Origin of the sequence: Flavobacterium ovatum (genome assembly GCF_040703125.1) — a bacterium.
GTDB lineage: Bacteria > Bacteroidota > Bacteroidia > Flavobacteriales > Flavobacteriaceae > Flavobacterium > Flavobacterium ovatum.
Window position 1 is genome coordinate 3,230,293 of sequence record NZ_CP160035.1, and the last position, 15,782, is coordinate 3,246,074.

The 15,782-nt window shown below is 35.8% G+C and carries 12 protein-coding genes and 1 riboswitch; of the genes, 7 read left to right on the forward strand and 5 right to left on the reverse strand.

Annotated features, from left to right (window positions below; genetic code table 11):
* Positions 1-16: 16 nt before the first annotated feature.
* Both ABZP37_RS13595 and ABZP37_RS13600 read left to right on the forward strand, forming a co-directional pair.
* Complete coding sequence (locus ABZP37_RS13595; RefSeq protein WP_366182372.1) at positions 17-373, forward strand: transposase; 357 nt, start codon at positions 17-19, stop codon at positions 371-373.
* A gap of 19 nt (positions 374-392) precedes the next feature.
* Positions 393-1,346, forward strand: a complete 954-nt coding sequence (locus tag ABZP37_RS13600; protein WP_366187450.1) for a transposase — start codon at positions 393-395, stop codon at positions 1,344-1,346.
* A gap of 24 nt (positions 1,347-1,370) precedes the next feature.
* Here ABZP37_RS13600 and ABZP37_RS13605 read toward each other — a convergent pair whose 3' ends face one another.
* Entirely contained in the window at positions 1,371-1,541 is a 171-nt protein-coding gene (locus tag ABZP37_RS13605; RefSeq protein WP_366183651.1) for a hypothetical protein, read from the reverse strand.
* A gap of 31 nt (positions 1,542-1,572) precedes the next feature.
* Positions 1,573-1,847, reverse strand: a riboswitch (cobalamin riboswitch).
* Positions 1,848-2,096: 249 nt separating this feature from the next.
* On the opposite strand from ABZP37_RS13605, the gene ABZP37_RS13610 reads away from it, so the two are divergent.
* On the forward strand, positions 2,097-3,239 hold the full coding sequence (locus tag ABZP37_RS13610; RefSeq protein WP_366183652.1) for an ABC transporter substrate-binding protein: 1,143 nt from the start codon (positions 2,097-2,099) through the stop codon (positions 3,237-3,239).
* A gap of 2 nt (positions 3,240-3,241) precedes the next feature.
* Entirely contained in the window at positions 3,242-4,264 is a 1,023-nt protein-coding gene (locus tag ABZP37_RS13615; RefSeq protein ID WP_366183653.1) for an iron ABC transporter permease, read from the forward strand.
* Between the two features lie 327 nt (positions 4,265-4,591).
* On the opposite strand, the gene ABZP37_RS13620 is transcribed toward ABZP37_RS13615, so the two are convergent.
* Positions 4,592-5,779: a T9SS type A sorting domain-containing protein gene (locus ABZP37_RS13620; protein ID WP_366183654.1), complete on the reverse strand. Its 1,188-nt coding sequence runs from the start codon at positions 5,777-5,779 to the stop codon at positions 4,592-4,594.
* Between the two features lie 202 nt (positions 5,780-5,981).
* Positions 5,982-7,859: a sulfatase-like hydrolase/transferase gene (locus ABZP37_RS13625; protein ID WP_366183655.1), complete on the reverse strand. Its 1,878-nt coding sequence runs from the start codon at positions 7,857-7,859 to the stop codon at positions 5,982-5,984.
* 255 nt (positions 7,860-8,114) lie between these two features.
* Here ABZP37_RS13625 and ABZP37_RS13630 point away from each other — a divergent pair, with 255 nt between their 5' ends.
* The 3 genes from ABZP37_RS13630 to ABZP37_RS13640 are packed head-to-tail and all read left to right on the forward strand — an operon-like array spanning position 8,115 to position 13,259.
* Positions 8,115-9,434 (forward strand): family 43 glycosylhydrolase, encoded by a 1,320-nt coding sequence (locus ABZP37_RS13630; RefSeq protein WP_366183656.1) that lies wholly within the window; start codon positions 8,115-8,117, stop codon positions 9,432-9,434.
* A 32-nt stretch (positions 9,435-9,466) separates the two neighbouring features.
* Entirely contained in the window at positions 9,467-10,333 is an 867-nt protein-coding gene (locus ABZP37_RS13635; protein ID WP_366183657.1) for a family 16 glycosylhydrolase, read from the forward strand.
* 31 nt (positions 10,334-10,364) lie between these two features.
* The gene (locus ABZP37_RS13640; protein ID WP_366183658.1) at positions 10,365-13,259 is read left to right on the forward strand and encodes a glycoside hydrolase family 2 TIM barrel-domain containing protein; all 2,895 of its coding nucleotides are present in this window, start codon (positions 10,365-10,367) and stop codon (positions 13,257-13,259) included.
* 316 nt (positions 13,260-13,575) lie between these two features.
* On the opposite strand, the gene ABZP37_RS13645 is transcribed toward ABZP37_RS13640, so the two are convergent.
* Positions 13,576-13,875 (reverse strand): hypothetical protein, encoded by a 300-nt coding sequence (locus tag ABZP37_RS13645; RefSeq protein WP_366183659.1) that lies wholly within the window; start codon positions 13,873-13,875, stop codon positions 13,576-13,578.
* Positions 13,876-13,951: 76 nt separating this feature from the next.
* Positions 13,952-15,769, reverse strand: coding sequence for an arylsulfatase (locus ABZP37_RS13650; protein WP_366183660.1), 1,818 nt, complete (start codon positions 15,767-15,769; stop codon positions 13,952-13,954).
* Between the last annotated feature and the right edge of the window lie 13 nt (positions 15,770-15,782).

Sequence of the window (15,782 nt, forward strand, 5' to 3'; positions counted from 1 at the left end):
TTAAAATCTTTTCCCAATGCAAGATTCTTTTAATGAGATCCTAAAATTATTACTACCTGAGATAATAATAAACTATTTTGAACTTACTTCTTATAAAAAGGAAAATGAAGCACTCCATCTTTATCTAAAAGAGATTAATTCACTACCAAAAGAATATCGTCAAAACAAATTAAGTTCAAAAGGATTCTTCGATGAAATAACAGTCCAGGATTTCCCTATCCGCGGTCATAAAGTATATCTTCATATCACTCGTAGAAGATGGCTTAATGAAGACACTGGTAAAGTTGTTTTTAGAGATTGGAATTTAGTAGCAGACGGAACTCGTGTAACACAGGAGTTTGCGTCTTTTTTAAAAGAGATCAATAGATTCTAGTCCAAATGATTGTAATACTATTGCTTCTTTCTATGGAGTTTCTGGTAGAAACCTCCAATGTCAATACAAAGACTTTTTAAGTGATTTTAAAGCTTGGGATCAAATAAAACATGCTAAAAAATGGCTTGTTTTTCCGCAAAACATTGGAAAGAACCTGTCAATAGATGAAACCTCCCTTTCAAATGGCGAACTCTATACTATTTTAACTAACAAATCTGGAAAAGGGAGAAAGGGAACTATTGTAGCTATGATTGCAGGAACTAAAGCCGATACAGTTATTGCAGTTATAGAAAAAATCGCTCTTAAACAACGAAATCTAGTTCAGGAAATAACTTTAGACATGGCGGGAAATATGAATTTGATTGCCAAAAAATGCTTTCCTAATGCAACTCGTGTCACAGATCGATTTCATGTTCAAAAACTAGCTACAGAGGCTTTACAGGAAATCAGGATTAAATATCGTTGGGAAGCTATCGATCAAGAAAATAATGCTATTGAAAAAGCAAAAAAAAGCAAATCTAATTTCGAATCTCAAATACTTTCAAATGGAGATACACTTAAGCAATTACTCGCTAGAAGTCGTTATTTCTTATACAAAAACAAATCAAGATGGACGCATAACCAAACGCAACGTGCCACTTTATTGTTTGAATTATATCCAGACATTTTAAAAGCATACGATTTAGCACAAGATTTGCGTACTATCTTTGAAAAAACAACTGACAAAATCATTGGGTTTGCAAAACTAGCCAAATGGCATGAAAAAGTAGATCAATCCGGATTCAAATCTTTCGGCACAATCTCTCGTACAATTACAAATCATTATCAGACCATATTAAATTATTTTGACAATAGAAGTACTAATGCCTCTGCAGAATCATTCAATGCCAAAATAAAAGCATTCAGATCAAAATTCAGAGGAGTTAGAAATATAGAATACTTCCTGTTTAGACTAACTAATATATATGCTTAATTTGTTCCACTCCACAGGTTTTCGTTATGATCCTACAGAATCAGCTATTTTTTTGATTTGAAGAGAACTAGAATAGTTACGTAAAGCTACATCAGTAATCACCACCTCCTGCAAAGAAATAGGTTCCTTGGTTTGAGAGACAATCAGTTGACTTATCAAAAATAAGCTGTAAAAAAAAGTTTGTTTTGCTTTCATCTATTTGAAATCCCTTTTTCCCGAGAGATTTGTATTTGTTAAGAATAAAGGCAGGTCTCCTGGCTTGCGTCTTGTTGTTTACCTTCCCACTCGCCGCGGCGAGCAGTGGTTTTGTAGATAACAACAAGCTTTGTAGCTTACAGTTGCGGGTACAGCTTAGGATTAACGATTTTAGATTGTAGATTTATGATTTTCGATGTATTTCAATCTGGTATCAAATATCTGCTTTCAGGTCTCGTTCACCTAATTCCCTTTTAATGTTGTTTTTGGTTAAAAAAAACAACAACCTTAAATTCTCGACAAAGGTAAATGATAAAAAAACTAAAAAGCAAATTTTATTTCAAAGGAGTATACTTAATCAAATTTGAATGAATATAATTGTTCTCGCTAGCCATGATAGTCCCGAAGCTTCGGGAGATATCCTCGTGTGAAACGAAGAGATAAAGGCGAAAGCAGGAACCCAATATTATAATGGAAACTAAAACATCTGCTCCAAAATAAATTAGTCTTTTTTATAATTTCTCCTACCTTTGTGCCAAAACTTGAAATAAAATAATGAAATTCATTCCCTATAAAATCCTTTTTACTTGCACTTTTTTCATTTTAATGAGCTGCAAAAAGTCGGATAAAGTACAAGCTGAAAGCGTTCCAAATATGACTAACAGTATCGAGTACGCATCGAGTTTAGCCATTTATAAAAAAGAAGGGTATTCTGTTGTAAAAATCATCAATCCTTGGCCAAATGCTACTAAAAACCTGACTTATATTTTAAAAGAAAAACAGACTACGCTTCCAGATAGCTTACAAAAATATCCTGTAATTACAGTTCCCTTACAATCTATTGTAGTGACATCAACAACGATTATTCCGTATCTCGAAATGTTAGGAGTTGAAAATAAATTGGTTGGATTTCCGCATACAGATTACATTTCGTCCGAAAAAACAAGAGCCTTAATTGATCAAGGAAAGATTAAAAATCTAGGTCAAAATGAAAAATTAAACGTCGAGCAATTAATTGATTTATCACCCGAATTGATTGTGACTTTTAGCATGGACAATCACAATCCGATGATTAAAAATTTAGAAAAAAGCGGTTTAAAAACACTTATTCAAGCCGACTGGATGGAACAAACTCCACTTGGAAAAGCGGAGTGGATTAAGCTTTATGGAGCTTTGTTAGGTAAAGAAACAGATGCTCAAAAACATTTTGATCAAATTGTAAAAGACTACCAAGATGCGGTGGCACTAGCAACTATGACCAATGATCAAACATCTGTTTTGTATGGTTCTATGTACCAGGATCAATGGTTTGTAGCCAAAGGAAATAGCTGGGTTGCACAATTTATAAAAGATGCCAAAGCAGATTATCTTTGGGCAAATTTAGAAGGTTCTGGAAGTTTGTCTTTATCATTTGAAACGGTACTCGAAAAAGCAAAAAATGCAAATTTCTGGATAGCAACCAGTTCGTTCAAAAGTTTAAACGAAATGACCAATGCTAATCCACATTACAGTCAATTTGAAGCTTTCAAGAAGAAGCAGGTCTATACCTTTGAGGGAAAAATTGGCGCTACAGGTGGTACAATTTATTATGAATTAGCACCTAGCCGACCTGATTTAGTTTTAAAAGATTATATCAAAATATTTCATCCTGAGTTACTTCCAAATTATACCTTTACCTTTGCACAAAAATTGAACTAACATTGGCTTCAAAACAATCTACTTTTCTATTATTTGCCTTGGTTGGAATCGGGTTCCTAAGCTTGTTTTTTCTAAACATTAGTTTTGGGTCTGTGACTATTCCGTGTAAAGATATTTACCACAGTTTGAGTGGCGGCCAAGCTAGTAAATCTACTTGGGAATACATCATCATCAACTATAGATTACCCAAAGCGATTACGGCGATTTTGGTCGGAATGGGACTTTCAATCAGTGGTTTGTTGATGCAAACGCTTTTCAGAAATCCACTTGCTGGACCTTACGTTTTAGGATTGAGTTCAGGCTCTAGTTTAGGCGTAGCCTTCGTGATTTTGGGAGCAGGATTCCTTCCACCTTTCTTGAGTAGTATCCTATTGTCATCTTACGGAATTGTATTGGCTTCCACCATTGGCAGCACTTTGGTTCTACTAGCGGTTTTGGTCGTTGCACAACGATTGCGAGATACCATGGCGATCCTTATTGTAGGACTGATGTTTGGGAGTTTTACCTCAGCCATTGTAAGCACACTCACCTACTTTAGCACCGCCGATCAACTGCAAAAATTTACTTTTTGGGCTATGGGAAGCCTTGGGAATTTGTCATGGAATTCGATTCTTATTTTGAGCACAGCTGTGGCTATTGGTCTATTACTAAGTCTATACAGCATCAAGCCTTTGAACGCTTTACTCTTAGGAGAAAACTATGCCAAAAGCATGGGATTGAACTTCAACAAAACCCGTTTTATTATCATCTTAGCAACTAGTATTTTGGCTGGAAGCATTACTGCTTATGCTGGCCCTATTGCCTTCATTGGACTTGCCGTTCCGCATATTGCCAAATTGGTTTTTCAGACTAGTAATCATGTGGTGTTGTTTTGGAGTACCTTGCTTATTGGTGCCAGTATTATGTTACTTTGTGATGTTATATCTCAAATGCCTGGTTATGAAATAACTTTACCAATTAATGCGGTTACGTCGCTGTTTGGAGCACCAGTCGTTATTTGGTTATTGGTTCGAAAAAGGAAATGATTTAATTGTTATTAATATTTAAAAGAATAATTATCGCTAAGGAAAATTAATTTTATTATTTGAGATATATTGGTCTTTTTTACATATTCATTATAACCTGTATGAGTTTATAAATTGAATATTTAAAAAAAGACAGTGAATTATTCACTTAACTGCCCCTAGGATTAAAAGTTATTATTTTGACTTAAATTTATGTCTTTTTGTGCCTTTGTGGCTAAAAAATCATAATCTATTATATTCATAATAGAACTTTTCTTATTATAACAAAAAAACCCTTTGATAAAAGCAAAGGGTTTGGTTTAACTAAAAAAAGCTAGTGAATCTAAATTATTGTTTTATAATTTTACTACTTAATCCTGTATCTGTTTTCAAGATATAAGTTCCTGTTGCCAAATCAGAGATGTCAATTGTATTTGTTGCAGGAAGAGTTTTTACAACAGCTCCCAACATGTTGAATATGTTAATAGTTTTACTGTCTTTTAAATCTGAAATAGTAATCGCTCCAGTTGTTGGATTAGGGTATACATTTACGAACTCTATAACTTGTTTTGTATTCAATCCTAAAGTTGCACCTGTAGAAAATTCAATTCTGTCAATTTCTAAAGTTCCTACTAATGAACTATTACCACTCGTTCTGTGCTGTACATCAAAAGTATCAATATTCCCAGTCCATGTTACTGCATTAGTTAAATTAACAACAGCAACTTCATAAGGACTTGCATCGGTCATGTTTAAAGTTAATGTTGTATAATTTGATCCATTAGTACCACTAGGAGCACTACCAGTAGAGATCCTAAGTTGATTATTTTCTGATTTGTTTCTATAATATACATGTGCATATTTAAAAGTATTTGCATTTACATAATTTGTTGGATCAGTTTTTCTTATAATTCCAACAGCGTGTGGTGCATTACCTGCGACTGCATCAGTTGTAATAATCATTTTACCTCCTGAAACTGTTATAGCAGAATTTATTGCATTGAAACCTTCGGTGTTAGTCCCATTATTAAATTCATAACTATGTTTTTCTACAACAGGTATAGTGTAGGTTGGTACAATTGTAACTGCTTGAGGTGGATTACTTGAAGTCCCACCAGTAGGTCTAAAATCATAACCTGCGCCTAATGGTGTAATATTTCCTGAAGATAGGGTTAACAATGAAATTACCCAAGTTCTAGTGTTTATAGCTGCGTCAACAGGATCAATGGATACAGTAGTAGCATTTGCAGTAGATAAGGTTCCTGCCGTAGCAACGTTTGTAGGTACGCTATTTTTGACAACAAAAAAAGCATTGTTATATCCACCAGAACCATCTCCAGGATCATTCGTCGAAGTAACCGTTATTGTTCTTTGTGCGTAAACTCCAGTGCTAGTTTCTTCTAGAATATAACCATTGTCTGAAATTACAATAGCGCTTAAAGAGGTTGCATTTGTACTTAAACTAAGATTTTGCTGTGCCTGAGAAATTGTTATAGCTCCAAGGCTAGTAACAAATAAGAGTAATAATTTTTTCATAATTGTTTTATGTTTAAAGTTTACACAAAACTATAATTCATTAGTGAAACAGGCATTCGCATATGGTTTTTACCCTATAACATATAGTTAACTTATTATAGGTCAACTACTTGTTAAGCGTATTTATTGTGGTTAAATACGATAAAATGAAAAAAAAAGCCTTTAGAAACAAATTCTAAAGGCTTTTTTGATTGTATTTTAGTTATATTTTTGGAACAATATTTTTTGGAATGTCGATTTTCTTATCATCTGCACCCAAGGCAAAAGTACTGGTGTTGTAAACGTTTTTTTGTTTCCAATCACATTCAATACGACCATCACCTAGAATAATATTTCCGAGTTTGGCTCTAAACCAATCTGTCAAAGCAATGTAGTTTTTGTCATTAGCCAGATTGTTTCGCTCCATAGGATCTTTACGTAAATCATAAAATGCCAATTGCACTTCTTGTCTTGGAGCATCCAATCCCCAACGTACGTTTTCATTTGGTTTGTATCTTCCTCCAGGTCCTCCATTCAATGGACGTGGACGCATTGAGAAAGCGAAATCCTTGGTACGCATATACGAGCGTGGACCTGCAACACTATTTATTTCACCAATAATGTAGTCTTTATTTAGTTTTGGGTTCGAATACATTTCGGCTAAATCAAATCCGTCCAAAAATTGGTATTCTTTGGCTTTCAAATCAACACCTCCAGCGGCCAAAACGGTCGGCATGATGTCTACATATTCAGCAAAGCCATCATACACTTTTCCTGCAGGTACCGCTTTTTTGTCTGACGAAACCAAAATTCCAGTGGTATGTGTAGAAAGTTCCCAAGGCGAAAATTTAGATTCAATACCTTGTTCTCCCAATTGCCATCCGTGATCTCCACAAGTGTACAAGATCATGTATTCTTGATTGTTCTTTTTCGAATAGGCTTTGAATTCGGCAATTGCTTTCCCGATGATATAATCTCCAAAAGCACAAAAGGCATAATAATCTCTGATGGCTTGTTGCTTGTCTTCATAAGAGTAGCCGTCAATTCTTAATTTATTGTATAAGTCCACCAATTGTTTTGGTAGTTTACTCAATTCTTCTTTTTTATCGAATGCTGGAATTTTATACACTTTATCTTTAAAGCGATCTCTAAATTCCTTTGGAGGCATCACAGGTGTGTGTGGGAAATGAAAACTCAAACTCGTAAAAATAGGTTTGCTGGTATCGGCACCCGCCATTTTATCTCCTAATAAGGATTGGTAAGGCTTATTTTGATTTTGCAAATAGTTACGGTATTCGGTCAAAATATTACCATCCAATGTTTTGTCTGCCGGCATAGAGTTAACTCCACCAATAATCAAAGTAGACTCTTCTCCATCGCTGGCATTGTGATACAGGATATCCAATTCTTTTTCAACAGAAGCTTTGATAGCTTTTTCTGCATCTGAGATATTATCTTCTGTAGTCCAAGATTTTTTGACATTATTCGGATAGAAAAATTGCATGCGCGTATCTATTTTAGCCGATTTTCCGTTTACTTTCCCGTAAGTCGTTTCTTTGTTCCAGTCGGTTACGCCACCTCTTTCCAGTTCGGTATCCAAAACATATTTTTGATAGAAACCTTTGTATAAGTCTTCCGTTTTTTTAGTAGCACTTTTTTTGTCAACGCTTTTATTACGGTAACCAGCCTTTCCAAACAAACTGGTTTCGTACCCGTTTTCAACCATAATCTGAGGCATCGTTTTGGTGAAAAATTCGGCCTCACCATTAAAATATTCAAAACCATAGACTCCAGAATGGTGCGGGTATTTCCCAGCTAAGATTCCGTTTCGTGATGGAGCACAAGCGGGTGAGTTGCAATACATATTCGGGAACACAACTCCCTCTTTGGCCAAAGCATCTAAGTTTGGAGATTCAATATACCCCAGTGGACTATCATTTTTTCCTGTTGTGATTTGGTTGTAATAGCCGTTGGAATCTTTTCGTTGGTCATCAGTCAAAATCCAAAGAATATTTGGTTTTTTGACTGTTTTTTGTGCCAACAATTGTGAATTGGATGCCGCAAAGCTCAATACACAAAGGGCAAATAATTTTACTTTCATAGTGTTGTTTTTTGGTTATTGAAAAGTATTGGTGTTATGATGGTATAAAAGTGTATTGGTTTAATATTCTTTTTTTGTTCATTTTCAGTCACCTTTTACTTTCGAACAAAACTAAACTAGGATGTGGTAAGTCTAGTAAATCAAATGTTTTTATCTCTATAACAAATGGATTTTTGGACGTATAAGATGCTGTATTGTTGCTCCTTTGAAGTAAAAGATTGTATTTTTCAGTCTCTAAATTATTTTTCGAATAAAATGAAAAAAAATACAATATTTACGCTTTTTCTTATACTTTTTATTTTGGTAGTAAAAGCGCAAAATCCGATTGTTCCTGCAGGGATGTATATTGCTGATCCGGAAGCGCATGTGTGGAAAGATGGCAAGTTGTACCTCTACGGATCTCGTGACGAGAGTGATGATTATTGGTGCTCTTATTCGCATCATGTATTGAGCACTTCTGATTTAAAAAAATGGACGGTGACCGAAAATGCTTTCGCATCCAAAGGCCCATACGACCAAGTTTCTTACCATGACAATTTACTATTCGCTCCAGATTGCGCCTACAAAGACGGAACTTATTATCTCTACTATTGCTCACCAGGCAAAAAATTAACCGAAGGTGTTGCGACTAGTTCGTCTCCTTTTGGACCGTTTGTGAACGGGAAACAAATCAAAGGAGCCAATCAAATTGATCCCGCTGTTTTAATTGATGATGATGGTCAAGGCTATTATTATTGGGGACAAGGCAAACCTAAAGTGGCCAAATTGAAACCTAATTTGATCGAAATAGATTCTACTACAACTACAGAACCATTAGATGCTAAAGGTAATATAGCTTTTCATGAAGGTTCTTCTATTCGAAAAATAGGAAAACTGTATTATTTTGTTTTCGCAGATGATAGCCGCAACAATAAACCCACCTGTTTGGGCTACGCAATAGGAAAATCGCCTATGGGACCTTTTGAATACAAAGGTGTTTTGATTGATAATGTGGCCTGCGATCCCGCCTCTTGGAACAATCATGGCTCAATAGAAAAATTCAAAGACCAATGGTATGTGTTTTACCACCGTTCGACTCACAATTCTCAAAAATTTCGAAAAGCATGTCTTGAACCTATTTTCATCAATAAAGACGGAACTATTGATGAAGTCGAAATGAGTTCGCAAGGAGCAAGCGCACCCCTAGATGCCACCGCAATTATAGAGGCCGAGTGGGCGTGTCACTTATCTAGTAATGTTCGGGTTACAGGAATTGCAGCGACCGATATCAAATCAGAAGGTCTTGCGGCTTTCAAAGACGGAGATTTTGTAGCTTACAAATATTTGGATTTTCCTAAAAACTGTAGTGAGTTCGAATTAAAAGCAGTAGTTCATTCAAAAATAACTATCGAAATAAGACAAGGTTCGGAGCATGGAAATCTAATTGGTACTTGTGCATTAGAACCTTCAAAGGACTATCAAATTGTAAAAACTTCGATTCGAAATGTAAAAAAAGGAAAGCAAGCGCTGTTTCTAACTTTTAAAAATGAAACCAACAGTACCGATAATAGTTTGGACTGGTTTCGATTCAATTAATAAAAAATCAAAACAACTATATAAACCAAAGAATGAAAACAGTACTATTAACTATCGTTTCTACTTTTACATTTTGTGTGACTGTACAGGCACAGGATTTAACCATTCCGCCAAAAAAGTATGCAGATTCGATTCAACTCGAAAAAGCACCTTCTAGATTGAACCAAGAATTTCCGCTTTCGGATCAAAAAAATTCTGGAAAATGGAAACTTCTAAAAGAGTATTCCGATGAATTTGATTCGAAAACTTTAAACGAAACAAAATGGTTTCCGAACAATCCTAAGTGGAAAGGTCGTGCGCCAACTTATTTTCATCCTTCGAATGTAAGTCTGGAAAAAGGAGAGTTGGTCATTAAAGTAAACAAACATGACAACGAGCAATTGCCAAAAGATTTTACGCATTCGACAGGATTTATAAAAAGTAAAAAACAATTTTTGTACGGCTATTTTGAAGCCGAATGTAAATTGATGGATGCGCCATGGGTGTCGGGTTTTTGGATGACCAATGTGGACAAAGATTGGTGGACAGAAATTGATATTTGCGAAAACGCACCTGGAGTTGTATACAACCGTCATGATTTGAATTCGAATATTCATGTTTTTAAATCGCCAGCCGATCAAGGCGATGTGAAGGCCCATTTTTCAAGAACTATCAAATATTATTTTCCGAAAGAATTGCAAGCCGATTACCACGTTTGGGGCTTAGAATGGACAGCCGAATTTATTCGTTTTTATATTGACGGAATCCTTTTTAGAGAAGCGCCCAACACACATTGGCACCAGCCGTTGGAAGTCAACTTTAACTGTGAATCCAACAAATGGTTTGGTGCTTTGCCAGACGATAAACGCTTGGACGGCGAGTTTCATGTGAAATACTTTAGAGCTTGGGATCATAAATAATTACTACAAAAACCTTAGAATTTATTATACAATGAAAAAAACTATTCAAATACTTAGTCTACTGTGCTTCATTTGCACCCTGAACGTGCATAGTCAGACCCAACAGGAGAAAGACACGAGAACCAAAAAAAGCATCAATTTTGGCTGGAAATTTCATCTGGGAGATCCCGATGGTGCTTTATACACCGAAAAACTAGACGATTCAAAATGGGAGTCTGTCAATGTTCCGCATTCATTAGAATTGACATCGATGGATTTGAACGGAAACCAAGATGACAAGTACCAAAAGACTTTTATGAGAAACGTAGGTTGGTATCGTAGAGATATTACGGTTACTGCAGATACATCCAAAAAAGTATTTCTCGAATTTGAAGGCGTGCATCAAGTAACCAATGTATGGGTCAACGGCAAACATGTGGGAGAATATGCGGTAGGAGGGTATACACCCTTTCATTTTGATATTTCGAAATACGTGACCTATGGCGGTAAAAATCAAGTAACAGTAAAGGCGGATAATCGCAAAAGCGATATCATTCCGCCCGATCCAGGACCTATGGATTATATCAAATTTGGAGGTTTGTACCGTGATGTGTATTTGGTCGAAACCAATTCTACGCACGTGACTTTCAATTGGGAATCGGATATTTCGGGACAAAATATAACAACGCCTACGGTAGACCCAATCAATTTGAATGGTACTGTAAATATCAAAACGGGAGTTCGAAATGAAACCAACCAAACGCAAAAAACTACTGTTGTCAATCGATTGGTAGACAAAAACGGACTGGTGGTTTTGAAGCTTTCGCAAACCAAAGAAATTGGTGCAGGAAATGAAGTTCAGTTTAACGAAATTGGTAGTATTGAAGATAATTTTCATTTGTGGTCAACGGATAATCCGTATTTGTACCGTGTGAATACCACCGTATTTGAAAACGGAAAATTAGTAGATGAAACCGAATGTAAAATGGGTTTTCGAAAAATCGAAATGAACAATGTGCAAGGTTTATTGCTCAACGGAAAACCGATTAAGTTAATTGGTGTCAACCGCCATCAGCATTATGGGTTTATAGGAGATGCAATGCCTAATTCGTTACATTATAAGGATGTTTTGCAAATCAAAAAACTGGGTATGAATGTCATTCGCACCGCACATTATCCACATGATAACGCTTTTATCGAAGCTTGTGACGAATTGGGGATTTTGATTTATGAAGAAGCGCCAACATGGATGTCTATTGGTAGCAATGAATGGTTTGACAACTATGAAAAAGCCGCCAGAACCATGGTGCGCAACCACCGCAACCACCCATCGGTATTTATTTGGGGAGCCGGAATTAATCATCGTGGTTATGTGCCAAGAGCGCATAATATAATGAAGCAAGAAGACCCAACTCGATTTACGGCTTCGCAAAGTAGCCGCTGGACAGGATGGCAAAACTCGGGACTGACCGATATTTTTGCACAAATGATTTATGGCGATTATTATTGGAGCGGTGACGAACCTATTCTAGCCATGGAAGGAAAACGTGGTCCCGAAGCGGTAAACGACTTTATGAGCAGCCCAATGAAAATTGGTCATATCGCGTGGACGGCGCATGCTTATTACACTTTTCACCCCAATCCAGACAAAAGAGATAAAAGTCGTAGCGGTATGATGACGGTTTTTAGATACCCAAGACCGGGACTTTTTTGGTACCAGTCGGAGTTGACCAAAGTGCCTTTTACTCGATTGGAAACCGATTGGAAAGAAGGAACTCAAGAGGTAATTGTGTACAGCAACGCCGATCAAGTAGAACTGGTTTTGAACGGAAAAATAATTGCAACGCAATCTCCAACGATCAAAGACGATTATAAAAATCTAAAGCATGCTCCATTTCATTTTAAAATAGAAAATTTCGAAAAAGGGACGCTTACCGCTAATGGTTTGGTCGAAGGACAAAAAATGTCTAGCGATACCAAAATGACACCCGAAGCTCCAGATCATATAATATTGGAATTGGATTCAGATGGTCGAAAATTGACTGCTGATGGGTCGGATATTATCGTAGGTTACGCCAAAGTAGTCGACAAAAACGGTACGATATTGCAAGATGTGGATATGGACATTAGTTTTTCGGTAAAAGGAAACGCTACTATTGTTGGGGATCAAACGGCCGCACATTCCAACCCAATGTTTACGACTCATGGGGTTGCACCCGTCCTGATTCAGGCAGGTACAGCGGTTGGGAAAATTGAAGTTACCGCTTTTGCGAAAGGTTTGAAGTCGGGCAAAGCTAGTATCATGAGTACCAAAGTAGATGACAACGCATTCGAACCAGAAACCATTCACGATTTAGAACAAGTAAAAGTAGATTTGGGAGGAAACGATCAATTGGTGCAATTTGATTGGACTCCATGGAACGGAAATGACAACAATGCAGGCATTAAAACCTTCAGCGAGATGGGTGGATTTACAGCCAAAATCGAAGCTATTGGCAAAGTTGAAAACACGAGATGGTTGGGCGAAATTAATGTTATTGGTAAATATGGATTTGCTTGCGGAGATGGTGTTTTAGGCGCGACCAAAGAGGGTTTATCGCTAGAATTAACGGGACTTAAAAAAGGAAAATACCAATTAAAAACGGTACACCATGCCCCAAGAACCAATACAGACAGTATGGATCCAAATCAAGAAAAAGCGGCGACTTACAAGATTTACCAAATTCCGTATGCTAAAAAAATAAACATCAGTACTACAGATAAAAACGGAACTACAGTAAAAGAAAACATTGTAGTAACGGAAGGAAGTGATATGCAAAATAAATCTTTTGGTAACAGTACACAGTATTTTGAATCTGACGGTATAAATTCAGTTAAAATTATTTTTAAAGACCCAAAAGGTGCGGCAGTTTGGTTGAATAATTTTGAATTGAGTCAATGGTATTAATGGCATTCATTTTATTAAAACATTTAGCATAAATCCTCACTGATGAAGACTATTAAGAGGTAAGAAACATTTAAATCATAGATAAAAAAATAAATTTTCTTACCTCATCATTTATGCAGACTTGAATAAAGTTCATGACATTCAAGTTGTATGCTTCGACTTCGCTCACAGAGGCTAAACTGTATGTTTCATGATGTTCATTATTTAAATTTATGTGTTTTATTTTACGAAAATAAAACCATCTAAAATATTTTATTTATTTCAAAGCAAAAAAAAGGAGCGTTTTTCAACGCTCCTTTCTCATTTTTACTGAATTTTATTTTTGCCAGTATGCATTCCATTCTTTCATTTTTTCTGGTCCTAGAATACGTTGTGTCTTAGGCCAATACTCTTTGTTGATTTCTTGAATTTTAGCTTTTTCTTCTTCGCTTTCCAATTTCAGTTTTTTTACATCTTGAATTCTTTGAGTTCTTTCTGCAGCCATCGCTTTAAGTTGATCAACTTGTTCAGTAGGCAAATTCAATTCTTTTGCGCCGTTCTCTAAACTTTTTTTCTCTTGCGCATTTATTGCTGAAGTACAAAGTGCTAAGGCTGCAATTACTAATAGTTTCTTCATGGTTGTTTTTGATTTAAAAATTAATATTCATTTAGGTAGTTAAAATTCTCATTAATAAATATACACTCATCATAATCTATACCTTTTTGATATAAACATAATAAGCAACATTTTCTTGCCCTTGAGCATTAATAAAACTGGCATTTAAGATGGTTTTTCCAGCTTTCAAATGCATTTTAAAATCTGCTGACAAAGCATTTGGATTGACCTTAATTTGTTCTTTTTTTTCATTTCCAAACTGAACGGTTGCCGATACATAATTCATTTTTGTACCTGCAGGAACTGGGTTTTCAAGACCAGGAAGTTCTTGTTTTGAGATTCCTTTGGCAACGGCATTAAGAGCCAATTTAGATTCAACAGGATAACGACGCAATTCAATTTCGTAATTACCTTCTTCCACAATATCCACATTCCAATATCCTAATCCCATAGATCCGTTGCGAATCATGGTTTGATTCCAAGGTTGTTTTCCTTCTTCTCCATGAACATCATGAGCAGTCAATGTAATTGGGTTTTCTACTTTTGTTCCTACTTTGAATGAAACTACATCTTTAAAAGTTGGAGCTGTTTTATTCCACCAGTTTTCATAAAAAGATTTCAATTCAGCTACTTTTTCGGGATTTTTACTTGCTAGATTATCTTTTTGCCCAATATCTGTAGAGATATTATATAAGTCTTTACCGTTAATCAATCTCCATTTATCCTGCATTACCGAAGAGTTTTTCCATTTTCTAGGCTCTTGAACCCGTTGTGAATCGGTGATCAAAATTCTATTGCTGTCAAAAGCTTTTCCTTTCAATAAAGGAACAAAACTTTTTCCTGCCAATTCTAAGTGGTCTTTTGGCAATTGAATTCCACACAATTCTGCTAGTGTTGGCATAATATCTACATGAGCAGTCAAGGTATTAATATCTTTTGACCCAGTAATTTTACCGTTTTTCCAATAGATAAAGAAAGGGACACGGTGTCCACCTTCATATTCACTACCTTTATTTCCTTTCATTCCAGCATTGTAACCTCTCACTTTTCCTTCTTTAAAAGAATAACCACTAGAAGTACCGTTATCTGTCATGAAAATTAAAATCGTATTATCAGCGATTCCAAGTTGTTGAATAGACTTTCTCAGTTTACCAAAATTTTCATCTGCATTGGTGATCATACCATAAAAGCGTTTTTGAGAATCAGATAATAAATCATCGCTTATGTCCTTATACATGTTATAATATTCGACTGGCACATTATAAGGACCGTGTGGAGCATTGGTTGCTATATAGCAGAAAAACGGTTTGTTTTTATTAGATTTAATAAAATCAATTGCTTCGCCAAAAAACACATCAGTGCAATATCCCGTGTATTTTTGTGGTTTTCCGTTTTTAAAATAAGTGTCATTAAAGTAAGTGTTCCCCCAATAATCTGGTGTTTGTTCTACTCCACCACCTTGATGCATAACAGTATGTTGAAAACCTCTGTTTTCTGGTAAAAAATCATGATTATCACCCAAGTGCCATTTTCCAAATCCACCTGTAACATATCCTGCTTGGGTAAACATATCCCCCAAAGTTTTTTCGTTTTCACGCAATAATGACCATCCTCCTACTGTGTGCCAAACCCCCACTTCATCGGCATAGCGACCTGTCATTAATCCAGAGCGAGTAGGTGCACAAGTTGGCCCTACGTGAAAATCGGTTAAATGATAACTTTCTTTATAAAACAGATCTAATTCTGGTGTTTTTATGATTGTATTTCCATGAGCTGCCACATCGCCATAGCCTTGATCATCTGTCATTACAAGAATAACATTGGGCTTGCTGTTTTTAGAAGTTTGTGCTTCATTTTTTGATGCACAGCTAATCAATAATACACTCAAAAGTGCGGTGATTTTTAGAGTTTTCATTTTTTATATACTA